Consider the following 25,721-nt stretch of genomic DNA (forward strand, 5'->3'; position numbering starts at 1 on the left):
AAGTCTATTTTGAAAGAAATAAAAGAAAAATTTATAAATCCTGATATAGAATTTAGATCTGCTCCTTTCTGGTCATGGAATGATCGTCTTTCTATAGATGAGTTAAAAAGACAAGTTGAAGATATGAAAGAACACGGAATTGGCGGATTTTTTATGCACTCCAGAGTAGGTTTAGAAACAGAATATCTTAGTAGAGAATGGATGGAATGTATTAAAGAAACGGTAAAAAAGGCAAAAGAATTAGGAATGAAAGCATGGCTTTATGATGAAGATAGATGGCCTTCAGGATTCGCGGGAGGTTTAGTTCCTAAAAAAATTGGTGATGAGGGAAGAGAAAAAAAGCTTATATACGAAATTATTTCTTCGGGTGAATTTACTCCTAAAGGAAAGGAATTAGCATTATATAAAGTTCTTATGGAGGGAGAAAAAATATTAAAAGAAGAAAGATTAAGAGAAATCTCGTATATTGAGGTAAATCCTCCCGAAAGGTTAATAGTCCTAAGAAGAGAGATTGTAAAACCTTCTGATTGGTTCAACTACGATTCCTATAGCGATAACTTAAATCCTAAAAGTGTTAAAGCTTTTATAGAAATTACATATGATGCATATTATAAAGAGGTGGGGGAAGAATTTGGAAAAACAATTCCTGGAATCTTTACTGATGAACCCAATATTTTTTCTTCTTTATGGACCAGAGGAGAAGAGTTATCCTTTCCGTGGACTGATATATTTCCTGAATATTTTAAAGAAAAAAGAGGTTATGATTTTTTTGATATTGCTGTTTATATTCCCTTTAAAGGAGAAAAATCTCTAAAAGCAAGATATGATTATTGGAGGACCATTTCTGAACTCTTTTTAGAATCTTATTCAAAACAGATTGGAGAATGGTGCGAAAAGCATAATTTATATTTTACAGGACATTATCTTTATGAGAATGAGTTCTCAAAAAGCATTTTAACTAGTGGATCCATAATGCCCCATTATGAATATCAACATATCCCAGGTATAGATATTCTTATGGAAAAAACTGACGAAATCCTAACAGTAAAGCAAGTAAGCAGTATAGCAAATCAATTAGGAAAAAACAGGGTAATTTCAGAGCTTTATGGTTGTACAGGGTGGGAATTTACCTTTGAAGGTCAAAAATGGATAGGAGATTGGCAATATGCTCTAGGAGTTAACCTTAGATGCCAGCACTTAACCCTTTATACTCTAAGAGGTTGTAGAAAGAGAGATTATCCTCCTTCATTTAATTATCACAATATATGGTGGAAATATAATAAGATTGTAGAAGACTATTTTGCAAGACTATCCTTTATGCTTTCTTTAGGAAAAGCAGTGCGGGATATATTAATAATTCACCCTATAGAAAGTGCTTGGTGCGAATTTAATGGAAGAAATACCGAAGAGATTGATGAAAAAGGGAGAGATTTTCAAAGTCTATGTAAAACCCTCTTAGGACTTCACTGGGATTTTGATTTAGGAGATGAGTCTATTGTTGAGAAATATGGGAAAATTGACAAAGAGAAAAAAGAGTTTGTTGTAGGAGAAGGAAGATATAAATTAGTAATTCTTCCTCCCATGATCACTATTAGAGAAAAAACCCTAAATCTTCTACTGGAATTTTTAAATTACGGAGGAAAGGTTATCTCTTTAGAGCCATTACCAGAATGTTGTGAAGGAAAATCCTCTGATCTTTTAAAGGAATTTATAAATCACCAAAATTTGATTATTCTCCATGGAAAAAGAGCTTTAGGAAAGACATTAGAAGAGATTTTATCAAGAAGAATATCAATACAAAATATTCCTGCTCAGGAAGCAGAAACATTTCTATATATGGAAAGAATCTATGAGGGAAAAAGAATATTTTTCATAGTAAATAATGATAGAAATCAAGGATATGAGGTAGATATTGTTTTAGGTTGTAAAGGAAGGGTAGAAGAATGGGATCCATTAACAGGAGAGATAAAACCAGTATCCTCTATGGAGGTTAATGGAAATCAACATTTAAGAGTAAAATTTGGACCTGCAGATTCAAAATTATATGTGATTAATCCTGAAGAACCTTCTCTACTAAAACCTGAGAAGAGATTTAAATTGAAAAAAAGAATATATCTAGGACCTGTTTTTGAGTTTAGAAGGGACAATCCCAATGTATTAGTGTTAGATACATGTAGATATAGATTAGAGAATGAGAACTGGTCTGAAGAAATGCCCATATGGATGGCTCAAAGGGAAATAAGAGAAAAATTGGGAATGATACCTATTCATATAAATAGAATTCCTCAAAGATGGCTATGGGTTAACAATCCCCATCCCAAGGATGGAACCTTTGTAGAGTTTAAATTAAGTTTTAAAATAAAAGATATTCCTAAGAGTTCTTTTTTTGTAATAGAGGGAGCAAAGAATTTTAGTATATTTCTTAATGGAGAAAAATTAGAAGAACCCACTTCTTGGTACTTAGATAGATCCTTTGATAAGATTCCTGTATCCAATTTAAAAGAAGGAGAAAATGAGATAATTCTCCAATGTTATTATAAAAATTCCATGGAAATTGAAGACTGCTTTATTATTGGAGATTTTGCTGTAGATCCTATAAGCAAAGAGATCATAAAGGAGCCTAATTTTTTAAGATTTGGAGATTGGTGTCTACAAGGATATCCCTTTTATGCAGGATGTATCTTTTACAAGGAAAGAATTAATATAAATCTTGAAAAAGAAAATAAAGTTTTTTTAAATATGGGGGAATATTCTGCTATTCATATAGCTATATGGCTAAATGGAAAATTAGTAGAACATATTCCCTGGAGATGCAGAAATAGAGTAGATATTACAAATTATGTGAAAAATGGAGAGAATTTAATAGAAATAGAAGTAGTGGGAAGTCCAAGAAATATGTTGGGACCTCTTCATAGAAAAAAAGGAAAAGATCTTTGGACCGATTCTAATTCTTTTAGAACAGAAGGAGAAGAGTATACAAAAGACTATGTTTTACATCCATATGGGATCTTTAGTCCCATTTCTATTGATGTTTTAGAGTAGATGTGAGAAAATGGATATTGTAGATTTAAAAGTTATACCTAGAGAGTATAAGTATAAAGAACCATTTAGAATTGCAACGGGAGTAAGGGATCAAGAATTAAATCTTGAAATTGAAATAACCCTTAAAGATGGAACAAAGGGCGTAGGAGAAGCATCCTCTGTGATGATTTCCTATCTTTTTTCAAAGGATTCTTTTTTTCAATTGGAAAAAACCTTAAGAGATATATTAAAAATTTTATACTTCCTCCCATCAGTTATGGCAGGAGCAGAATATGCAATAATATCTGCCCTTTGTAATTTAAAAGATATTCTTCCTTATATTTTTTTTGGGGGAGAAAAGGAAGTTATTAAAAGTGATAGAAGTAAAGATTTAGATTTGGAAGAGGATTTAAGAAAAGTTATAGAAATTCAAAAGACTCTTCCCTTGACAAGATTTATTGTAGATGCCAATCAAAGTTTTGATGTAAAATCTGCAATAATCTTTGCAAAAGAGTTGTACAAAGAAGGAGTAAAGGTTGAAATTTTTGAACAGCCAGTGTTAAAAAAAGATATTGAGGGCTTAAAACTTGTAAGATTTTACTCTCTTTTTCCTATAGCAGGAGATGAGAGTGTTTATAGATTAATAGAGCTAGTAAGAGCTGGGAATAAAGGACTTATGATTGGATGCATGGGAGAATCAAGTCTTGGTATATCCCAAAGTGTTCATTTTACTACAGGAACAGGAGTTTCTTCTTATTGTGATTTGGACTCCCATCTTCTTATAGAAGAGGAAGGTTTTAGAGGAAGTTTTATACAAGAAGGAGAAAAAATAAAAGTAAATTAAGAAGGGAGAATCAAACAATGATTATTGATTACCACATACATTTAGAAAGAGGACCTTTTTCCGAAGAATGGTTTGAAAAATTTTGGGAAAAAGCAAAGGAAATGGAGATTGAAGAGATAGGAATATCAGAGCACGGACATAGATTTCAAGAATTTAGACCTGTTTATCAAGATTTACCCCATACCTCTTCCTGGTGTGATTCTAATTTAGATGAATATATTAGTTTTCTTTCTTTTCTTAAGAAAAAATATCCAATAAAAATTGGAGTTGAAATGGATTATCTTCCTGAAAAGGAAAGGAAAATTGAAGAATTATTAACAAAATATAATGTTTTTGATTATGTAATTGGTTCTGTTCATTGGCTAAATCATGGCTTCGGTTTCGATATAGATCCACATGATCCTCGATGGAAAAAGGAATCAGAATCAATATTTTTAGATTATTTTGAAAGATTAGAATTGGCAATAAAAAGTGAGTTGTTTGATATTGTGGGACATATTGATCTTGTTAAATTATGGGGACATAAACCTCCAGAAAATATCTTAGAAATTTATGAAAATTTAGCGAAAATAATAAAGAATAGAGGTATAAGCATAGAAATAAATACCTCTGGCTTAAGAAGACCTGTAAATGAAATATATCCTTCTCCAACTTTTTTAAAGATTCTAGCTCCCTTTGAAATCCCTTTAACTTTTGGATCCGATGCTCATTCTCCTGATAATGTGGGAAATAATATAAAGGAATTTTACGAATTTGCAAAAAATCTAGGATTTAAAAAAATAGCTATTTTTTCTAAAAGAATACCTCAATATGTAAATATTTAGAAAGGAGGGAAAAATTTTGCGTGATATTGGAAAAGAAATATTAAATTATGCTAGTAGGTTAGGTGTGGATTATGCGGATGTGAGAATTGTTAAAAGACAAAGAGAGGAGCTAGTAGTAAAGAATGGAATTTTAGAAACTGCAAATATAAATGAAACCTATGGATTTGGGGTAAGGATTCTATATAAAGGCGCATGGGGATTTGCATCCTCCTTTGATCTTGAAAATTTTAAATCTACAGTAGATAAAGCCTTTGCTATAGCTAAGGCAACATCCTCGGTAAACAAAAGTAAAGTATCCTTATCTCCGATAACTCCAGTAAAAGCTCAATGGAAAAGCAATTATGTAATTGATCCCTTTCAGATGTCCTTTGAGAAAAAACTTAATCTTTTATTTGAAAGCAATAAAATAATAAGAGAAGTATCTGGAATATCCATTGCCATTTCTGAGATGGAATTTTTTAAAGAAGATAAAATTTTTCTTAGCAGTGAAGGATCGGAAATAGAACAAAGTATTTTAGAAAGCGGTGCTGGAATCTCTGCATTAGCTATTGAGGGAAATGAAGTTCAAAGAAGATCCTATCCTAATTCCTTTGGGGGAGACTATAGAAAAGCAGGATGGGAATTTATTGAAGAGTTGAATCTTTTAGAAAATGCTGAAAGAATTGCAAAAGAAGCAGTAGAGCTACTAAAAGCAGAGCCATTACCAGAAAAAATAACAACTCTAATTTTGGATGGAACTCAATTGGCACTACAAATACATGAGTCCTGTGGACATCCTACAGAATTAGATAGAGTTCTGGGAACTGAAGCAAGCTTTGCAGGAACGAGTTTTCTAACCTTAGATAAGAGAGGAAAGTTTCAGTATGGTTCAGAAATTGTAAATATAGTCGCGGATGCTACTCATCCCTATGGGCTTGGCTCTTTTGCCTATGATGATGAAGGAGTACCTGCTCAAAAAAGCTATTTGGTTAAAGATGGAATTTTTGTAGGATATTTAACTTCCAGGGAAACAGCAGGAATCATTGGAGAGACATCCAATGGAACCATGAGAGCGGATGGGTGGAATAGAATTCCCATTATTAGAATGACAAATATAAATCTTCTTCCCCAAGATAAATCCTTTGAGGAAATTATCGAGTCCACAGAAGATGGAGTTTATATGAGTACAGTAAAAAATTGGTCCATTGATGATAAGAGATTAAATTTCCATTTTGGATGCGAGATTGCCTATGAGATAAAGAAAGGAAAGATTGGTAAGATATATAAGAATCCCTATTATACGGGAATAACCTATGAGTTTTGGAGAAACTGCGATGCCATTGCCAATGAAAAATATTGGAGAGTTTGGGGCGTTCCCAATTGTGGAAAGGGAGAACCTATGCAAGTTGCCCGAGTGGGACATGGAGTTTCCCCTGCTCGTTTTAGAAAGGTAAAGGTAGGTGGTAAATAATGTGGGGAAAGGAAAAAATATATAATTTCCTAGAAGACTTGATGAGGAAAATTCCTTTTGAGAAAAAAGAATTAGTTCTAGAAATTTCTTCTTCAGAGTTAACTCGCTTTGCAAATAATATAATCCATCAGAATGTATCAGAAGAAAATCTAACTTTATTTGTTAGGGTAGGCGAAGGCAAAAAAAAGGCAGTAGCAAGTATAAGTAAAATTGATGAGGAAAGTATAAACAATCTTATAAGTACCTTGAAATTACTTATACAAAACCAACCTGAAATGGAAGAATTAATCCTTCCCAAACCTCAAGTTTATCAGAATGTTGAAAATAAATTGTTTACCCCTTCTCCTGAAAAAAGAGCAAGTATTGTAAAAAATATTATAAAAAAGGGTGAATTAAAGGCATTAAATACCTATGGAGCTATAAGTGAAATAATAAGTGAACTTTCTATAATGAATTCTAATGGACTCTTTGCATATGGAACTCTCTCCTATGCTCATGGAAAGACAATGTATATTTCTGAGAATTCATCGGGATATCAGGAAAGTGCTGGTAAAGATCTGGACTCTATAGATTTTGAGTATCTTTCTGAAATGGCTCTAAAGAAATGTTTAGATAGTAAAAATCCAGAAGATTTAGAGCCAGGAAAATATGAAGTGGTCCTGGAACCCTTGGCGGTAGCAGAGATTATGGAACAGCTTTCCTATTTTGGTTTTTCCGCAAAGGCAGTACAGGAAAAAAGATCCTTTCTTTCTTTGTATAAAGGGCAAAGGATTTTTAGTCCATTAATTCATATATATGATGATGGTTTAGACGAAAAAGGGATAATAATTCCTTTTGATTTTGAAGGTGTTTCTAAAAAGCATGTGGATTTAGTAAAAGAAGGAGTCCCTCTTTCTCCTGTTTACGACACTGCAACCGCAATAAAAGATAATAGAGAATCCACAGGACATGCCCTACCTCCCACAGACTCTTCCTTTGGTCCCCTTCCTTCAAATCTCTTTTTAGTTTCTGGTGATAAAAAATTAGAAGACTTAATTTCTTCTACAGAAAGGGGAATATTGGTTACAAGATTTCACTATGTAAATGCCTTTTTAGATCCTATTAAGGTTTTAGCAACAGGAATGACCAGAGATGGAACTTTTCTTATAGAAAATGGTAGAATATTAAAACCTTTGAAGAATTTACGATTTACTCAGAGTTTTGTTGAAGCATTAGGAAATGTAGAAGCTATATCCTCAGAAAGTATTCTTCTTCCCTTTTTCGCAGGATTCTGTTCCGTTCCTGGTTTGAAAATAAAAGAATTCAATTTCACAGGAGTCACAGAATTTTAGTATGAGAAAATTAAGCAAAAGACAAAAAGAAGTATTAGAATATATAAGAAATACATGGGAAAAAACAGGGACTTTTCCCACAGTAAGAGAGGTATCTAAAGCTTTAGGATTAAAGTCTTCAGGATCTGGCTATTTTCATCTTAAGGCATTAATTAAAAAGGGATTTTTGGAACAGGATTCCTCGGGAAAATTCAAATGGAGAGGTTTTAGAGAAGAAATTCCAAGATACATACCTTTATTGGGTAATATAAAAGCAGGATATCCTGTAGAGAGTCCTGAGCTTATTGAGGATTATATTCCTGTTCCTAATTTTCTCTTGAAAAGTAAAGAAGAGGTTTTTTCTTTAAAAGTCAAAGGAGATAGTATGGAAAATGCTCATATATTAGAAGGAGATATTGTTATTGTAAGAAAACAAGCAATGGCAGAAATAGGAGATATTGTTGTTGCATTAGTGGGAGACGAGACTACCATTAAATTTTTAAAAGAGAAAGAAGGCAGGCTCTATTTAGAGCCTGCTAATCCTCAATATTCTCCTATCTTTGAACCTTTTACAATCCTCGGAAAGGTTATAGGATTAATGCGGAAGATTTAACATCCATTCTTTCTAAGAACCACATATCAAGAAGGGAATCATAGGCTATTTCATAATAATTCTCATCTTCTGCCTTTACTCTTAAATAAATTTTATATCCCTTTTCTCCTAAAGCTTTATATATTGTCTCCCATTTTCTTTCCACTTTTTTAATTCTGTAATATCTGCCATTTAAAATAAAATAGGAGGGAATTCCTGTAGTTTCTAAATTTACTTTTATAGGAAAATGAAATAAGTTCTTCATATAGACCTCCCAGCTTAATAATTTATAAAAAAATATTAAACAAAATATTGAACAATGTCAAGAATTATAAAACTTTTTTTTCAGAAGTTAGCCTATAAAACTAGAAAAAATCTTGTTTCTTGATTTTTTATTAAAGTTTTGTTATAATTTCATTCAGTTAATTTATTTTTAGTTAATTTTATTTTTTTATTATTTGATTATTTTTTCTTTACAAAGAGGTGAATAATAATTATGATAAGAAAAAAAAGAAAGCGAAAAAGTTCTTTTACATTGATGATTATTCCCCATGATTCTTCCAATCCTCGTACTCATAAAATTAATAAAACTATAATGATTATAATAGCGGTTTTTCTTATAGGAATCATCACAGGTTCTGCTATATTATATAAAATCTCATCAAATAAACTTACTAGAGTAAAACATCTTGAGGTATTAGAAGAGGTAACAGAACAACAAAAGGCTCAACTTAAAGAATTGGAAAATCTAAGAAAAAAGATAAAAGAATTAGAAGAGGTAGAAAAAAAATTAAAACAAATTCTGGGAATAAAAGGAAGTATACCTCTACCTAAAAAAGTCACTGCAGTTCCCCTTAATTTAAAAACCTATGAAGATTTAGAAACCTTTAACACTCAAAGACAAATTCTAGAAATGAAAGCAATATTAGAAGAAAAAGAAGAAGCTTTAGCTTATATAGAAAAAGAAATTAATAGAAGAAAATCTATTTTAGCAGTTACTCCTTCCCGCTGGCCAACTTTTGGCTTCATAACATCAGGATATGGTTGGAGAATTCATCCCATATTTCGAAGGGGTGATTTTCATGAGGGTATCGATATAGTTTCTTTCTGGGGTGCACCCGTTTATGCAACTGCAGATGGTTTTGTAACTTTTGCAGGATGGAAAAGTGGATATGGAAAAACTATAGAGATAAGTCATGGAAGGGGAATTTCTACATTATATGCCCATCTTTCAGTAATAAGAGTAAATTCTGGAAGATATGTGAAAAAGGGACAAATAATAGGATTAGTAGGTAGTACTGGAACCAGCAAGGGACCTCATCTTCATTATGAGGTAAGAAGAAATGGTATTGCTGTAAATCCTATTCCCTATCTCAATGTAGATCTTATAAAAATTGGTCGTCTAAAATAGGAGGTAATTATGTTTGGAAAAAAAGGTAAACCTGAAGTTGTGGATACTATTATTGGTCCCATGGTTGAAATTCATGGGAAAGTTTTTTCTGAAGCCTCTATAAGAATAGATGGAAAGATCTTTGGAGATGTGGAAGTAAAAAATGAAGTCATTGTAGGAAAAACAGGTTATATTGAGGGAAATATAAAATGTCAAAGATTAACTGTTGTAGGAAAAATTAAAGGAAATGTTATCTCTTATGAAAGTATAGAAATATTATCTTCAGGAAGATTAGAGGGAGATCTGAAACACGGAGGGAAATTCTCCGTAGAAGAAGGCGGTATTTTCTTGGGTAAGGTAGAACTCTTAGAAGAAAAATCCCAAGAAATTATTGAAGTGAAAAATTTATAATCTAAGTTAATCAAGAAAAATACTTGCTTTTTAATATTTTTTAAATTATCTCTTTACAAATTAATTTCAATATGATATTATTTTAGGCACCAAGGATTTAGTGTATGGTCCCAAAAGGCCCTTAAAAAATTTAGGAGGTGAAGGTATGAAGGGTTTAAAGGGCAAATTCTTAGTGTCCCTACTATGTTTCTTCGTTCTCCTTTCCCTTCTCCTTCCTGTAAAATCCACAGCACAAGTAGCAATACCCCGTGACGAAACCGTATATTGTATAGGAGGAATTTGGGGACCTCCCACAACTTGGAACCCATACGCTGCAAATGTCACTTGGGGAACTGAGCCTTTCCTTTTTGCACCTCTCTTCTACTACAGCAACGCCAAAGATGCATGGCTTCCAGCAATTGGCGAAGGATATAAAGTAGTTAATAAGACAACTATTCAAGTGAAAATTAGACCTCAAGCAAAATGGAGCGATGGAAAACCAATTACTGCCCATGATGTAGTATATACCTTTGAATTAACAAAGAAGGTAGGAACAGGACCTGGTGCAGGATGGGATGCTTATATTGCTAGTATTAGAGCAGTAGATGATAGAACTGTAGAATTCAAAGTAAAGACTCCAAATCCCAACTACTTCTCCTTTATGGGTTATGCCCTTGGAACAAGAGTTGTTCCAAAACATGTATATGAAGAATTAGAAAAGAAAGGACTTACTGCAGTAAGAGAGTTTGCTCATGATGATCCAGCAAAACAGGTAGTCTCAGGACCTTACAAATTATTCTATGCAGATCCTAACATCGTAATATATGGAAGAATTGATGACTGGTGGGGCAAGGATATATTCGGGCTTCCAAAACCCAAATATATCGCCCATATAGTATACAAAGATAACCCCAGTGCAAACCTTGCCTTCGAAAAAGGAGATGCGGATTGGGCAAGCACCTTTATCCCAGCAGTGTATGAGCTCTGGGAAAAGAAAGGTTTACCTGTAAGAACATGGTTCAAATCTAAACCATACTACATGCCTGATGGTGTAAACTTCCTATACATAAGCTACTTTAAGAAGGAATTAGCAGATCCTACATTAAGAAAAGCAATTGCCCACGCAATACCTTATGAAGAAATGTTAGAAAAAGCATACTTTGGATACAGCCCTCAAGCCCATCCCGCATGTGTAATAGATGTATTTGAAATTTATAAACAATGGATAGATTATGGTTATTCAAGATATCTATGGGGTACTAAAGATGGAAAAATCCCAACAGATCTAAAGAAAGCAAATGATATATTAGATAAAGCAGGATATAGAAGAGGTCCTGATGGAATAAGAAGAACTCCTGATGGAAAGAGATTAGGACCATACACCATAGAAGTACCCTATGGATGGACAGACTGGATGATGATGTGTGAAATGATAGCAGAAAATCTAAGAAAGATTGGAATAGATGTAAAAACAGAATTCCCAGACTTTACAGTATGGGCTGAAAGAATGACCACAGGAAGATTTGACTTTATCATCTCTTGGGATGCAGGTCCAGGATATGACCATCCATGGAATACTTATAGATTCGTAACAGATATTAGATTAACTCTACCCTTCGGACAAAGCTCCTGGGCAGGAAACTGGACAAGATACAACAATCCAGAAACCACAAAATTACTAGATGAAATTGCAGCAACCCTAGATGTGACAAGAAGAAAAGCACTAATATCTAAGTTCCAAAGAATCCTCCAAAAAGATCTTCCAGGAATTCCAATGTTCTATGGAGCCCATTGGTATGCCTATGGTGAGTTCCGATGGGTAGGTTGGCCAAGAGAAGAGAACGCATGGTGGTTCCCAGCAGCAAACTGGTCTGCTAACTCTCTACCTGTTCTCTTTGGAATTGCCAAGAGAGGCGAAGTACCAAGAGTTCCTGCATGGCTCACCACAGTAGATAAAGGCGGAATTTTAATACCAACATCCCTAATCTGGAACGACTTAATGAAAGCTCCAACAAAGTAAAAAATTAAAGCATAGGAGGATTTAAAATGAGGGACCATACACTAAATCCTTTCATAAAATATCTAGGAAGAAGATTCTTATTCTTACTTATCACATATTTCATTGCGTTAACCATAGTGTTTATTCTGCCAAGGGTGATTCCAGGAAACCCCTTGGCTTCTCTTTTGAGTAGAATATTTCAACAGGGACAAGCGAATCCTGAGCTTTTAAGAAGTGTAGAAAGAACCCTAATGCAAGAATTTGGACTAGGAAAACCTTGGATCGTGCAATATGTGGAATTTATTAGTAGAGCCCTAAGGGGAGATTTAGGAACATCCATTTCGTCCTATCCAAAGAAAACTTTGGAATTAATTATTCCTGTTATTCCCTGGACTTTAGCCCTTCTTATACCCTCTATTCTTATTGCATGGATTATTGGAAATACCCTTGGTGCCTTTGCAGGATATAGAAGAGGATCCCTTGTAGATAAAGTTGCCTTAAATACCTCTCTAATTATCGGACAGATTCCTTACTATTGGCTAGGAATGCTCCTTATTTTTCTTTTTACTGTAAAATTAAAAATTTTCCCAGGACAAGGAGGATATACCCAAGGAACAATTCCCCATTTTAGTATTAACTTTATTCTTGATGTTCTTTCCCATTATATTCTCCCGTCTTTATCCATTATAATTTCTGCCCTTGGTGGATGGGCTATTGGAACAAGAATGTTAGTAGTAAATGAATTAGATTCTGATTACGTCAGCTTTAGTGAACATTTAGGGGTAAAAAGCAATACAATCTTTGGATATGTATTTAGAAACTCTTTACTTCCTCAGGTAACAGGTCTTGCTTTAAGCCTTGGAGGTGCCCTTGGTGGTGCGCTAATAACGGAGATTATATTTAACTATCCTGGAACAGGATATCTATTATTCAGAGCCTTAAGCACTCTAGATTATCCATTGATTCAGGGTATATTTGTTATCTTAATTGCATCAATTTACCTTGCAAACTTTTTTGTAGATTTTGTATATGCCATAATAGATCCAAGAATTAGATTAGGACAAGGAGAGAGCTAAAAATGTTTGGAACTATTTTTAAGCCATTATTTAGAAACAAAAAGTTTATTGGTGCTTTTTCTGTTTTTATTATCATTGTTTTAATGGGTATTTTCGGCCCTATTCTCTATCCTAAAGATCCCATGTCCTTTACTGGAAAAATGGAATCTCCGCCATCTAAGGAATTTCCATTAGGAACAGACACCTATGGTGGAGATTTATTGGCAAAACTTCTAAATGGAATAAGAACTTCGCTTTATATTGGATTTCTTACCGCTGTGATATCTATGGTGATTGGGCTTCTTATTGGTTCTATTTCTGCAGTAAAGGGTGGAATCGTCGACGAGATTCTCATGTCCTTCACAAATATAGTTTTAACTATCCCCAATATTCTTTTAGCTATATTAGTAGCAACGTACCTTAAGATCAGAAGTGCGGAAGTTGTAGCAATACTTTTAGGGGTCCTTGGGTGGCCATGGTTTGCTCGTGCTATAAGAGCTCAGCTTCTTTCTCTTATTAATAGAGAATATGTATATTTATCAAGACTTGCAGGATACACTGACTTACAACTTGCTTTCGAAGACTTAATTCCAGGAATTGCAACCTATGCTCTTATGGCCTTTATTCTTTTCATTAATGGAGGAATATTAGGCGAGGCTGGATTAAGCCTTATTGGTTTAGGTCCTACAAAAGGAGTTTCTCTAGGAATTATTCTTCAATGGGCAGTTCTTATGGAAGCTATAAGAAGAGGATTATGGTGGTGGTTTATTCCTCCAGGTTTAATAATTGTAGCTTTAACTTCCTCCCTTCTTATTGTCACCACAACAATGGATGAAGTATTTAACCCAAGATTAAGGGAGAGGTGAAAAATGGAAAATATAATTTTAGAATTGAAAGGAGTAAAAGCCTACTACGTTATAGAAAAAAATTTTGTCAAAGCAGTAGATGGTGTATCTTTAGAAATAAGAGATGAAATTGTAGGTATCGTAGGCGAAAGTGGATCTGGAAAATCCACCCTGTCCAATGTAATGCTTATGAGTATTAAAAGACCTTTAACCTTTGTAGAAGGAAGTGTAAAACTCTACACTAATGGAACAGATTTGGATTTAACAAAATTAAATAGGGAGGAACTTCAGAAAAAGATCTGGGGAAAAGAAACCTCTATTATTCCCCAGTCTGCAATGAATGCATTAATGCCCACAAAAAGAATAAGAAACTATATATTAGATGTAATAAAATCCCACTTTGATGAAGTAGATGAAAAAGAAGTAATTTCAAAAGCAATGGATAGATTCGAAGAGGTAGGAATATCAAGAGATTTTATAAATAGGTATCCCTTTGAGCTTTCAGGAGGAATGAAACAGAGAGCAGTCATTGCTGTAGCAACCCTTCTTAACCCTCGACTTCTTATCGCAGATGAGCCTACATCAGCATTAGATGTAGCAACTCAAAAAATGGTCTTGAAAACCATTAAAGAATTAAAGGATAAAAAAATTGTTAAAAGCATCGTTTTCATAACCCACGATATAGCCACAGTAAGACAAATTGCGGACAGAATGGTAGTTATGTATTCAGGAAAAATTGTAGAAGAAGGAAGTATAGACGAAATAGTAAATGAGCCTTTGCATCCATATACTAAGGGTCTACTTTTCTCTGTAGTAACCCCAGAACCAGAAGTAAAAAGAAGAGGCATCACCTATATACCAGGAACTCCTCCCAATTTAATAAATCCTCCTTTAGGATGTAGATTTCATCCTCGATGTCCCAATAGAATGGAAATCTGTGATAAAGAGGAACCCTTACTCAAAAATATAAATCAGAGAAGGGTAGCCTGCTTCTTATATGATAAGAGGTGATAAAATGGCTCTATTAGAAGTGAGAAATTTAAATAAAATATACGAGATAGGTCTATTAAGAAAGAAATATATTCATGCTGTGAAAAATGTATCCTTTAGTGTAAATGAAGGAGAGATTATTTCTTTAGTTGGAGAAAGTGGATCAGGAAAAACTACTACCGCAAAGATTATACTCGGTTTATTAAAACCTACGTCAGGGGAAATATTATTTGAAGGAAAAAATCTATGGGATTATTTCAATAATATCGAAACCTTAAGAGAGCTGAGAAGAAAGGTTCATGCAGTATTCCAAGATCCCTTTGCAAGTTATAACCCCTTTTACCCTATAGATAGGGTTTTACATCAGGCTATAAGACTTATTGGATTCGATCCTGCAAGTCCTGAGGCAAAGGAATTAATAGAAGAAGCTTTAAGAAATGTGGGTTTAGATCCCAAATCTATTCTTGGAAAATATCCCCATCAGCTTTCTGGTGGTGAAAAGCAAAGAATAATGGTAGCAAGATGCTGGCTGTTGATGCCTAAATTGATTGTGGCGGACGAGCCTGTATCTATGATTGACGCATCAACAAGAGGTGGCGTGATAAAACTTTTTGAGAAACTAAGAAAAGTTCAAAATACATCTATTATTTTTATCACCCATGACATGGGATTAGCATACTATATTTCCGATAGAATATTGATAATGTATCTAGGAGAAATAGTAGAAGAAGGAACTCCCGATGAGATCCTTTTGAATCCAAAGCATGATTATACAAAGAGATTAATTGGAAGTATTCCTACTTTATACAAGAAGTGGGAGGATTTAGAAAAGGTTAAAGTATAGGCTGGGATAAACCCCAGCCTTTTTTTATTTTACCCTTAGTGAGGTTTCTAAAGATATATTCTCTGGGAAGAACTCAAATATAACCTTTACATTTCCATCAATTTTTTCTACTACATGTTTTTTAATTATCACTTGACTATCTTTTACTTCAAAATCATCCCATCCTCTTAAATAGGGTGTCCAAGAATCCCTTACTGGTTTTCCATTATCTTCCCTTATAAGTTTTATGGCGCAAAGCCTTGTTCCATTAAAAGCAATAAGAAAATTTATAGGAACAGAAAGACCCTTCAGTACTACTAATGGTTTATCTAATAGTACTGGATTTTTATAAAAAATAACCTCTAAATCATAATCTGCACCCCTATTAAATCTAAAGGTAAGAACAAGACTTGATCCCAATTCTCCCTTTATTGACTTAAGAAAATCTGATTTTAATATAACTTTATCGTTATCTAATACGTAATCTCTACCTTTGTTAAGAGCTTTTCCCTGATAAATAATATCTACTAACTGATTTCCGTTTAGTATAAGATTAACAGTCTCATCTTTTATTAGAGTATCTCCTCTAATGAAAAGTATTCCTGGATTTAGAAAAGAATTGGGAATATCTTTTACTCCATTCATGATAATTCTTATTTTCATTTCATCTCTCCATATTCTTCTCCTTCTATCAAAATTATCAAAGCCATTATCCCAATAAAAGGTTGCCATTTTATATTTTCTTGTAATTCTTATAAGATTATCAAAATAGAGCCACTCAGAAGGTCTGTTCCCATTAGATACTCCATATTCTCCTACAATAATGGCATAGTCTTTAAATTTATCGTAAAAAGCTTTAAAATCCTTTTCCATCTGAGCTATATCTTCAAAAGATCCCCAACTTTTTCTTCCCCACCAATTGGCGACGAAATCCCAAGGAGAGTAATAGTGAATTCCTATAATAATATTAGGGTCTTTTGGAGGTCTGAAATACTTTATTCCTTTGTATATATCCGTTGAAAGAGGTGGAACTACCACAAGCCTTTTATCATTAAATCCCCCTGACTTTCTTATAATTTTTAAAATCCTCTCATTAACTTCATTTTGAATTTCCCCCTCTTCCCACTCCTGAAATCCTTCATATTGAGGTTCATTTATTATCTCAAAAATAAGCTTTTCAGAATAATTTTTAAATCTTTCTGAGATCTGAAGCCAAAGTTTTTCCAATTTACCTATGGTCTTCTCTTTATTTTGTCTCATCTCTTTACTTAGCCATCTCCAGGAATCATGATGCACATTTATTATCACATAAAGATCCTTTTCCAATGCATAATTTACTACCTCTTCTACCCGATCCATCCAATCTTTATATACATTAAAGTTTGAGTCCACGTGATCTATCCATGTTACCGGAATTCTTACCCCATTAAATCCTGCCTTTTTAATATCCTCAAAAATATATGGCTCTGTCTTTGGATTTCCCCACGATGTTTCATCAGGTATAGCATCTAAAGAGTTTCCAAGATTCCATCCTGGATTCATCTCCTCTACCGCTTTATATGGTTCTATATCTCTGAAAATATTTTTATACCTTTTTTCCTCTGCCATTAGCATATTGAAAATTAAGATTATTAGTATAAATAATAGCTTTAATACTTTCATTTAATAGCCTCCTACTTTTTAAGGAAGGAAATATCGTCCACATATAAGGTCAATTCTCCAGCAGGAATTCCTGTAACCTCAATGGACATTCCCCAAATTCTCTTTAGATCTACCCCTTTGAATACTGAAATAGGAACAGAAATTTTAGTCCAAGTATTAGGAATTCCTCCTGATATTGTCGCTTTATCAGAATATTTTTCCTTTCCTTCAGGGCTTTCTGGAGCTTGAGCTAATGTAAGTAAAAGGGTGACTGTATTTTCAGTCTCTGCCTTAATCCATAATTCTAACGTGTCAAAATTAGAAAGATCAAATACTTTATCTTTAATATTCCATTTTGCCCAGTTCAGTCCCATTCCGGCCCACCAGCTTCCCCATTTAAAATAAATCTTAATACTCTTTTCTCCAGAACGAGCATTACCTTTTACTTCTTCTGCTTTACATCCTTCAGGGGCAGTCCAAAAACCAATGGAGGAAAGATTTGTAGCTTCTTTTTCTCCATCGTAGATTAACAAGACGGAGGAAGTTTGAGCCCAGAGGATATTAAGAAGGAGAAAAACAGTTAAAATCATCAAAAATTTAAATTTTTTCATGGAAAAAAACCTCCTTTTTAAATATTTTTATCCTACAATACCTGTTCTTTCCACACTCTCCACAAAAAACTTTTGAGTAAAAATATAAAGAATTAGCATGGGAAGAATAACCAAAATTGCACCAGCATACTGAGGAGGAAGGATAAGAAGAGGATCCCAAATTTGAGTACCACCAGTAATTATAGCTTTAAGATTTGCAAGATTCATAGATAAGGTATATTTATTAAAGTCCCCTATATAGACAGAAGGACCAAAGGCATCATTCCAATGCCAAACCAAAGAGAAAAGAAAAACAGTAGTGATCGCAGGTATGGAATTAGGAATAAAAATTCTAAAATAGGTTTGAAATGGAGAACAACCGTCTATATATGCTGCTTCCTCAAGCTCCCTTGATATTCCCCTAAAGAATTGTCGAAAGATATATATAAAAAGACCACTTCTTAAACCTCCCCCAAGAATTGTAGGCAAAATTATAGGATAATAAGTATTCAATAAATTTAAAGGGGATCCTCTTATAAGCTTAACTAAACCTAAAATATCAAAATTCTGATAAAAAGCATATAAAGGAATTAGAACCACTTGGGGAGGTACCATAAGGGTAAAAACTATCAAGGCAAAAATAATCTCCCTTTCTTTGAATTTAAATCTTGCTAATCCATATCCAATCATGGAGCAACTTATAACATGGAAAATCGCAGGCAATATAGAAGTTATAACGCTATTTTTAAAAGAGTTAAGAAAGGATAAGGAACGAAAGGCAAGGATAAAATTGTTGAAAGTAATATTTTTTGGTATCCAAACTACTGTAGGATCCATCAGATCTTCTCTACTTTTCAATGCAGTACTTAACATAAACATAACAGGCCTTAAAAGAATATATATAAGACCAAGGAACAAGAGAATTCTTAAAAATATTCCAATAAATCTTAGAAACTTATGTTTTACAATAAATAAAAACTCTTCCCTTTTATATCCTGATAATTTCATTCTTTTTTCCTCCTATTCGCTCATGTAAAATACCCTTTTAGATATAAAAATCACAAGTAATACAAGAATTATCCCCAAAATTAGAAAATAAATCCAAGCGATAGCAGAACTGTATCCATGTTGTAATCTTCTAAAAGCAACCTCAAGAATATACCTTAATACGTCATTACTATAATCAGTAAAAGAATCTATCACTGTATAAACCACATTAACTAATATAATGGGAGAAAGTAAAGGAAAAGTAATCTTCCAAAAAGATTCCCATGGAGTAGCTCCTTCTACACTGGCAACCTCATATAAGGAATGGGGAATTGACTGAAGACCTGCTAAAAAAATCAATATTTGGACTCCTGATTTCCATATTATCTCATAGATCCTATTAATAGCATCAATTAATGGTCTAACAAAGGGAATATTTCCTGTAATCTGTATAAGAAGCATTCTGAAATCAATTCCCCTAACAAAAGGAGAATTAGACATTGCCATTCCCGTTTGGGCACCTATATAAAATTGTTCCATGGTATAACTTTCCAAAACATATAGTAAAGCTCCTGACATAACTACTACAGGGAGAAAGAAAATTGCTCTTACAAGAGCTCTTCCTTTAAACTTTTGATTTAAAAGTATAGCAATAAACAAAGAAAACATTAAAATTAAAGGAATATTGACTATGGTATTACTCACCTCTAAGGTTAGATACTGAATAAAAGTGGGATCCTCTTGGAGAGCCTTAATAAAATTTTTAAACCCTATAAAGGTCAATTTCAAACCAAAGGGGGTAAGATCCAATTCACTAAAGGCAAAAACCAGGGATTGTATAAAGGGTGTGGCAAAGAATATTAAAAAGCCAATCAGCCATGGATAGACAAAGAGTCTTCCCGTAAGAGCTTGTCTTTGGGAAAGACTTTTAAATCTTTTTTTTCTCATTCTAGATCTCACTCCTTTTTAACTCTTAAAATAAATAAAACTTTCTTTTTCAATTAATTTTTCTTTGTATTTTAAGGGTCTTAAATTATAATTAACCACAACCTCTACTCCATTTTCATATACCGTTCTATATAATCCTTCCTCTAATTTTTCATGAATCTTTATAGGAACATTCACAGTGGATTTATATAAATCCTCAATCTTTTTATATTCTTCTACTGCCTTCTTAAACCAGTCTTTATAATAGGAACTTAACATTTCGTTATAAAAACTTTTTCTAAATAAAGAAGAATCCTCATAGATTAGAAGATAATAAGGAAGAGCACCATACTCTACCATTCTTAAGAAATCTTTTTTATGATTCTCTCTTAAATTTCCTGGTCTTCCACTATAAGGAATATATCCATGGATTACTATTTGGTAAAAAGGAACAGGCTCACTTTCTATAGCATAATTACTACAATCTAAAGGAAGATCCAAAATCAAAGAGGAATATAAAAGGGTATAGAAATTGCCATGGGTAAAAAGAAGATTTACTTTATTTACAGTTTCTCCAAAAACCTCGTGAAGAATACTTACTACTTCTTCCCGAGAGAGTAATTTAGGCTTTTTATTCTGAGAGTATATATAATCTCCAATATTTTCAACCAATACATTCTTAATACCATATTTTTCAATATCTCTTAAAAAATTCTTAAAATAAAAAGGTATTTTTTCGGGAAGAACATTAAACCATGGCTCATAATCTCTATTTTTCTTTTTAGTTACAGGATCCCATTTATACAAAAAAGCCAATCCATTATTTATATATCTGTTTGCGTCCCTTGGAGGAGAAAATCCATTTCCTTCTTCATGAATCTCTATTATCTCTGCAGAAAGGCTTAGATTTATATTATTTCTTTTACAGAAATCCAATAGTTTCTTAAAATCTCTTTCTCCTCCTAGTTTTTTTTCAAACTTAATACCATTAGTGATTTTACCTAAATAACCTCCAGGTTGATATCCTCTGTATATAAGGTTAATATTTTCTATCCCTTCCTTTCTGAATTCTTCTAAAATTCTTATAGCATTTTCAAAGGTAGTAAGGGGAGAAAATCTTTCCATAGGAATCCCCAAAAAGGTTGTTTTTATCTTTATTCCTCCAATAAAAGAAAGATTAAGATAAAGAGAATTATCTTTTATCTTTTTCTTTAGAATATTATTCTTAATAAGATATTCTCTAAAAATTCTTCCCATACCCGAATAATTAGCATCTTTTCCCTTTAGAAAATAATAATCTACTACTATATCCTTATTGAGATGATAGGGAGATATCTTATTAACTAATACATCTACCACTTCTCCTGCTTGTCCTGTAGCTACTTCTCTCTCATAAAGAAGAAATTTATGAATACTTCTGTAGGTAAATACAGGATATACTCTGTAATATCCTGTACTGTTTCCTGCGATATATGAAGCAATACTTGCGGAATAATCTCCACTTTTTATAACTCCTAAAACTGCCCAATCGTTTCTTTTTATTCCAAAGATAGGAAGTCTCAATCCTTCATTTTTAGGAGGCATATCATAAAGGGGAAGACCCTTATCATAACCATATAGGGGTAGTTCAAAACCTCTTTCTGTTCCATAACTTTCCCTAAATCTTATTATAGCTCCAGAGCCATCAGGGACTAATAAATATCCATCATCCTTTTTTGTTCCCGAAAGAAAATAAGGAAGAAGCCATATTCTATTAATTTTTAAATCTTTAGGTTCCTTAATAGAATTTATGGGAATACGCACCGAAAGTCCCGAGGAATTTAATATAAACTCTATGGATATTTTTATCTCTTGAATGGGAAAATCATAATCAATTCTTACTCCTCTCTCAATTTTTGAAACACGAAAGTTATTCCTCATAATACCTAAAGCATAGGTATTGTAAGTAGTAATTTTCCCTTCTTCATCTACCATTTCTAATACCAAATGGGAAGGTATACTAAACTTTGTAATTCCAAAGGAAAAATCTCTTTCCCAGTCCTCAGGAAATTGTTTAAATAACTCTTTAGATCCTTTATCCTCTATAGCAATGCTTCCATCCTTTTCATTAAAAAGAAGAGAAAAGTTATGATTTTCTGCTATTTTTTTATAAATAACTTCCTTTCCATACAAGGGTATTATTCCTATTAATAAAAATATAATAAAGATTTTTTTAAGCATCTAAAAATCCTCCTACAAGGTCATATACTTTATCTCAAGATAAAGGGTATATATAAATCTTAAGAATTGCTGAAAAGTACCAAAAAATACTATGCCTATAAACATAACAAAAAGTATCCCTACCACAGTAAGAAGAGAAGTACCCAAAGCTTTACCCAATGTATAATCCTGAGTAACAATTATTCCAGAGAATAAAAGGAATAAACTCCAAAGAGAAGCTAAAGTTCCTATAATCCCGTAAAATCCTATTTCTTCTAAGGTAAAGACATGACTTAATAAAGTCTGAGGTATATTAAACAACGCTATAGGAAAAAGAGAATAAAGAGTAAAAGTCCAGATATTTTTCATTGTCGCCTTTCCATCCATTATTGTGGTTATAGCCCAATTTATTATCACCCACCCTAATAAAGGAAATACTATTTTACTGACTTCAAGAATTATATTCAGTTCCTCGATTCTCTCAGGATTAAAATGGAAACTTGTAAATATTCTCTTAATTAAGAAGGAAACTATTAAGAAAATTAAAATTATAAAAGAAGATTTGAAGGAATTTTTGCTTTTTTTGAGTTCATAAAATCCATCAAAGGGATGGAACATTGTGTAAAATAAAAGGGATTTTTTAAATTTTTCTTTTATTTTATCTCCCCAGAACTTAATTAAAATATAAATAAAGACAAAAAACAATATTAAAGCATTCATAATTTTCGAGAAATTTTTTCTCATATATTCAATTCTATATCCCCTCAATGCCTTTGAATATCCCTGGGGATAAAACCCTAGCTTAAAGGCATCCATTGCAAATTTATATTCCTCTTTAGAAAGATAATTCTTTCCAAGACCTATATAAGCTAAATCATAGTTGGTGTCTAACTTTACTACCTCTTTCCAGACTTCCGCTGCTTTTCCGTAATATCCTTGCACATAATAAGAATTTGCTTTTAAAACCAATTCTCCAAAATATGTAGGAGAAAAAACCGTTATTGTTGCTTTATTTTCATCAAGAACATAAATTTTATTTTTATAAACAGCAATAGCGCAGGGATAGGAAAATTGCCCCTTTTGATTTCCCAGATCTCCTATCACAAAGAGAAAATCTCCTAAGGTATTGTATACAAATATTCTTCCTACTCTTCCATCTAAAACATAAAGATTATCAGATTCATCTAGGGCAATATCCACAATTTCTCCCCTTATAGTAAATCCAAAATAAAGATCACCATAAACACTCCCTGTTCTTCCTTCTTGCTTTATAATATTGTCTCCAAGGGCATTTAACCTTTTAACTTGATTATAGTAGGCTCTTACACATCCATATATGAATCCATCCTTATCTGTAGTGACATTTCTATATTCTATGGGAATAAATAGAGCTAATTGTTGACGCTGTCTCCTTGTAAGAACTCTTCTCCAAAAAAGATCCAGAGGATTTACTTCTACTCTATTACTTCCAAAGAATCTTTCAAATTTTCCTTCCACATTAAATTGTATAAGACCTTCTACTACGTTTTCTGCAACTACATATATGCGACCTAATTTATCTACAGCCAATTTTTTAGGTTTGTAAACAAAATCTGTTTTTATAACATCTCCTTCGGGCTTCCCAATAATTTTATATAAACTTCCATCTTCCTTTAATACTACAATTCTCCCCTTTTCAGAATCAGCAATATAGATTTTGCCATCATCAGTTTTAAACAATCCTGTAGGCAGATTAAAGGTATCTATTTTTCCATTATTATTAAAACTATCTATAATTTTTTTAAGTTTAAAATCTGATGTAACAATAACTATTCTGTTATTTCCTGTATCTGCAATATACATATTCCCTTCTTTATCTACGAAAAGATCTTGAGGGGAAGAAAAATTATTAACCCCTATACTTTCACCTGTTATTATCTTTTCAGGTTCAAATCCAGGAAGAGAAGGGACAGGTCTTCTTTTCTCATTATAAATGTAAGTATAATAAGGAGTACCCCCAAAGGTAATTTCCAAAATTAAACTTATAAAAAGAGTAATAAATAATAATCTTTTCATAAATACCTCTTACCCCTTTATACCTGCTGATTTCATAGTCTCCATTACATTACTTTGAGTAATTAGGAAGATCAGAATCGAAGGTATTAACATTAAGACCGCTGCAGCAGCTCCAGCACCAGCTCTAACAAAGCCCCCTTGCTGAATATAAGTCAAAGCTAGAGAAAAAGGCTTTAGAGCCTCATTATGAATATAAAGAGCAGGAGTATAAGTATCATTCCAGATTTCACGAAAAGAGAAAAGAATCAAAGTAAGCCAAGCAGGTTTTACATTAGGCATTATCACATACCACCAAATTTTAAATTCATTTGCACCATCGATCCGTGCAGACTCTATATAGGAATCAGGAATTTGTTCCATAAACTGTTTCATAAGAAATAAACCAAGGGTAGCACCAATATAGGGAAGAATTAGAGAGAGATAGGAATCAAGAAGATGAAGTTTTGACATTATTATAAATCTAGGAATGTTAGTCACATAGCCTGAGAACATAAGAGAGAAAATAACTAAATTAAAAAGTATTTTACTGCCAGGAAATCTATGTTTTGCAAGAGGATATGCAGCCATAGATGCAATAAGAACATGCCCCAGGGTCCCAAAAAAACTTATAAAAATACTATTAAATATATATCTAGAAAAGGGAACAAAAGAGGTACTCATAAGATAAAAAAGGTCAGAAAAATTTTTAAAAGTTGGTTTTCTTACAAAAAGTCTTGGGGGAAAGAGAAAAAGTTCATCTAAAGGTTTAAAGGCATTCATTATAGAATATACTAAAGGGAGAGCCATGAATATAGCAACAACTATCAACACAAAAGAGACTATTAAATTTCCCCATATAGATCTATTTATCTTTTCTTTCATCTTTTCTTATCCCCCTATTAGTCAGATCTTAGGATTCTTCTTACCCCTTGATTAATAGTAACAGTAATCAGGAATAAAATAACTGCAATAGCAGATGCATATCCCATCTCATATCTTATACTTCCATAATCCCACATATGAAGAACAATAGTATGGGCAGAGTATAAAGGACTAGGAAACCCAATAAGAGTTGCAGAAATATCAGCAACGGCAAAAGAAGCAGTAACTTGCATAATAGCTCCAAATATAAGCTGAGGTTTCATAGAAGGTAATGTTATATACCAAAGTTCCTGCCATCTATTTCGAATTCCATCTATAGCTCCTGCTTCATATAAGGATCTATCAATGGTCTGAAACCCTGCTATAAATGCCAAAAAGCTTGTCCCTAAGCTCATCCAAAGTTGAATAAGCATTAATACATAAAGATTTATGTTAGGATCCTGTAACCAATAAATAGGTTCTTTAATAATTCCAAGATTCATTAAAATCCCATTAAGAAGTCCATAAACATCGCCAGAAAAAATATAGGTCCAGATGAAAAAGATCGAGGAAGAAAGGGCAGGAGCATAGTATAGAAGGGTTGCAATAGCTCGTATCTTAGGAGACAACTCGTTTATTAACCACGCAAAGAAGAGACAAGCAAAATAACTAATAGGACCTGTAATCAAAGCAAATTTAAAGGTGTTCTGAAAGGCTATTAAAAATATATCATCTTCAAGAAAAAGTCTTCTATAATTAGACCAACCTATAAATTTGGGAGCTTGAATTATATTATAGTTAGTAAAACTCAATATAGCTCCAAATAATACAGGAATAACAACAAAAATAAAAAATAATACAAAATATGGGAGAATTAAAAAATAGGATTCCCTATTTTTCTTAATTTCTTTCCAAATATTTTTTATTTTATCTCTTTTCATTTTTTACC

22 protein-coding genes are annotated in these 25,721 nt (G+C 32.8%); 13 read left to right on the plus strand and 9 right to left on the minus strand.

What is annotated here, in order from left to right; all coding sequences use genetic code 11:
- The first annotated feature begins 9 nt into the window (after nucleotides 1–9).
- The 6 genes from NZ841_02850 to lexA are packed head-to-tail and all read left to right on the plus strand — an operon-like array spanning nucleotide 10 to nucleotide 8,062.
- Complete coding sequence (locus tag NZ841_02850) at nucleotides 10–3,042, plus strand: glycosyl hydrolase (GenBank protein MCS7201695.1); 3,033 nt, start codon at nucleotides 10–12, stop codon at nucleotides 3,040–3,042.
- A gap of 10 nt (nucleotides 3,043–3,052) precedes the next feature.
- Complete coding sequence (locus NZ841_02855) at nucleotides 3,053–3,865, plus strand: hypothetical protein (protein ID MCS7201696.1); 813 nt, start codon at nucleotides 3,053–3,055, stop codon at nucleotides 3,863–3,865.
- A gap of 17 nt (nucleotides 3,866–3,882) precedes the next feature.
- Complete coding sequence (locus NZ841_02860) at nucleotides 3,883–4,689, plus strand: histidinol-phosphatase (GenBank protein ID MCS7201697.1); 807 nt, start codon at nucleotides 3,883–3,885, stop codon at nucleotides 4,687–4,689.
- A 16-nt stretch (nucleotides 4,690–4,705) separates the two neighbouring features.
- Entirely contained in the window at nucleotides 4,706–6,139 is a 1,434-nt protein-coding gene (locus NZ841_02865) for a TldD/PmbA family protein (GenBank protein ID MCS7201698.1), read from the plus strand.
- A complete protein-coding gene (locus tag NZ841_02870; protein ID MCS7201699.1) occupies nucleotides 6,139–7,470 on the plus strand; it encodes a TldD/PmbA family protein in 1,332 nt (443 codons plus the stop codon). Before NZ841_02865 ends, NZ841_02870 begins: the two co-directional genes overlap by 1 nt.
- 1 nt (nucleotide 7,471) lies before the next feature.
- On the plus strand, nucleotides 7,472–8,062 hold the full coding sequence (lexA, locus tag NZ841_02875) for a transcriptional repressor LexA (protein ID MCS7201700.1): 591 nt from the start codon (nucleotides 7,472–7,474) through the stop codon (nucleotides 8,060–8,062).
- Here the strand turns inward: lexA and NZ841_02880 are convergent.
- The gene (locus NZ841_02880; GenBank protein MCS7201701.1) at nucleotides 8,037–8,306 is read right to left on the minus strand and encodes a hypothetical protein; all 270 of its coding nucleotides are present in this window, start codon (nucleotides 8,304–8,306) and stop codon (nucleotides 8,037–8,039) included. The genes lexA and NZ841_02880 overlap by 26 nt on opposite strands.
- A 231-nt stretch (nucleotides 8,307–8,537) precedes the next feature.
- Between NZ841_02880 and NZ841_02885 the strand changes: the two genes are divergently transcribed.
- From NZ841_02885 to NZ841_02915, 7 genes are all read left to right on the plus strand, one after another.
- Nucleotides 8,538–9,452 carry a peptidoglycan DD-metalloendopeptidase family protein gene (locus NZ841_02885; protein MCS7201702.1) on the plus strand — a complete coding sequence of 305 codons (915 nt, stop codon included), beginning with the start codon at nucleotides 8,538–8,540 and terminating at the stop codon, nucleotides 9,450–9,452.
- A gap of 9 nt (nucleotides 9,453–9,461) precedes the next feature.
- Nucleotides 9,462–9,842 (plus strand): polymer-forming cytoskeletal protein, encoded by a 381-nt coding sequence (locus NZ841_02890; GenBank protein ID MCS7201703.1) that lies wholly within the window; start codon nucleotides 9,462–9,464, stop codon nucleotides 9,840–9,842.
- Between the two features lie 145 nt (nucleotides 9,843–9,987).
- Nucleotides 9,988–11,841 (plus strand): ABC transporter substrate-binding protein, encoded by a 1,854-nt coding sequence (locus tag NZ841_02895; GenBank protein MCS7201704.1) that lies wholly within the window; start codon nucleotides 9,988–9,990, stop codon nucleotides 11,839–11,841.
- A 26-nt stretch (nucleotides 11,842–11,867) separates the two neighbouring features.
- Nucleotides 11,868–12,896, plus strand: coding sequence for an ABC transporter permease (locus tag NZ841_02900; GenBank protein ID MCS7201705.1), 1,029 nt, complete (start codon nucleotides 11,868–11,870; stop codon nucleotides 12,894–12,896).
- A gap of 2 nt (nucleotides 12,897–12,898) precedes the next feature.
- Nucleotides 12,899–13,741 carry an ABC transporter permease gene (locus tag NZ841_02905; protein MCS7201706.1) on the plus strand — a complete coding sequence of 281 codons (843 nt, stop codon included), beginning with the start codon at nucleotides 12,899–12,901 and terminating at the stop codon, nucleotides 13,739–13,741.
- 3 nt (nucleotides 13,742–13,744) lie between these two features.
- Nucleotides 13,745–14,731 carry an ABC transporter ATP-binding protein gene (locus tag NZ841_02910; protein ID MCS7201707.1) on the plus strand — a complete coding sequence of 329 codons (987 nt, stop codon included), beginning with the start codon at nucleotides 13,745–13,747 and terminating at the stop codon, nucleotides 14,729–14,731.
- A 4-nt stretch (nucleotides 14,732–14,735) separates the two neighbouring features.
- Nucleotides 14,736–15,554, plus strand: a complete 819-nt coding sequence (locus NZ841_02915; protein MCS7201708.1) for an ABC transporter ATP-binding protein — start codon at nucleotides 14,736–14,738, stop codon at nucleotides 15,552–15,554.
- Nucleotides 15,555–15,578: 24 nt separating this feature from the next.
- Here the strand turns inward: NZ841_02915 and NZ841_02920 are convergent, their stop codons facing one another.
- The 8 genes from NZ841_02920 to NZ841_02955 are packed head-to-tail and all read right to left on the minus strand — an operon-like array spanning nucleotide 15,579 to nucleotide 25,713.
- Nucleotides 15,579–17,195 carry a cellulase family glycosylhydrolase gene (locus NZ841_02920; GenBank protein MCS7201709.1) on the minus strand — a complete coding sequence of 539 codons (1,617 nt, stop codon included), beginning with the start codon at nucleotides 17,193–17,195 and terminating at the stop codon, nucleotides 15,579–15,581.
- A gap of 11 nt (nucleotides 17,196–17,206) precedes the next feature.
- On the minus strand, nucleotides 17,207–17,785 hold the full coding sequence (locus NZ841_02925; GenBank protein MCS7201710.1) for a hypothetical protein: 579 nt from the start codon (nucleotides 17,783–17,785) through the stop codon (nucleotides 17,207–17,209).
- Between the two features lie 27 nt (nucleotides 17,786–17,812).
- On the minus strand, nucleotides 17,813–18,772 hold the full coding sequence (locus NZ841_02930; GenBank protein ID MCS7201711.1) for a carbohydrate ABC transporter permease: 960 nt from the start codon (nucleotides 18,770–18,772) through the stop codon (nucleotides 17,813–17,815).
- A gap of 12 nt (nucleotides 18,773–18,784) precedes the next feature.
- On the minus strand, nucleotides 18,785–19,699 hold the full coding sequence (locus NZ841_02935; protein ID MCS7201712.1) for a sugar ABC transporter permease: 915 nt from the start codon (nucleotides 19,697–19,699) through the stop codon (nucleotides 18,785–18,787).
- A gap of 18 nt (nucleotides 19,700–19,717) precedes the next feature.
- Nucleotides 19,718–21,898: a DUF5696 domain-containing protein gene (locus tag NZ841_02940; protein MCS7201713.1), complete on the minus strand. Its 2,181-nt coding sequence runs from the start codon at nucleotides 21,896–21,898 to the stop codon at nucleotides 19,718–19,720.
- A gap of 12 nt (nucleotides 21,899–21,910) precedes the next feature.
- The gene (locus NZ841_02945; protein MCS7201714.1) at nucleotides 21,911–23,932 is read right to left on the minus strand and encodes a YIP1 family protein; all 2,022 of its coding nucleotides are present in this window, start codon (nucleotides 23,930–23,932) and stop codon (nucleotides 21,911–21,913) included.
- A gap of 9 nt (nucleotides 23,933–23,941) precedes the next feature.
- Nucleotides 23,942–24,793, minus strand: coding sequence for a carbohydrate ABC transporter permease (locus tag NZ841_02950; protein MCS7201715.1), 852 nt, complete (start codon nucleotides 24,791–24,793; stop codon nucleotides 23,942–23,944).
- 17 nt (nucleotides 24,794–24,810) lie between these two features.
- Nucleotides 24,811–25,713 carry a sugar ABC transporter permease gene (locus tag NZ841_02955; GenBank protein MCS7201716.1) on the minus strand — a complete coding sequence of 301 codons (903 nt, stop codon included), beginning with the start codon at nucleotides 25,711–25,713 and terminating at the stop codon, nucleotides 24,811–24,813.
- Nucleotides 25,714–25,721 lie beyond the last annotated feature (8 nt).

The sequence above is a fragment of the Dictyoglomus sp. genome (assembly GCA_025060475.1).
Classification (GTDB): domain Bacteria; phylum Dictyoglomota; class Dictyoglomia; order Dictyoglomales; family Dictyoglomaceae; genus NZ13-RE01.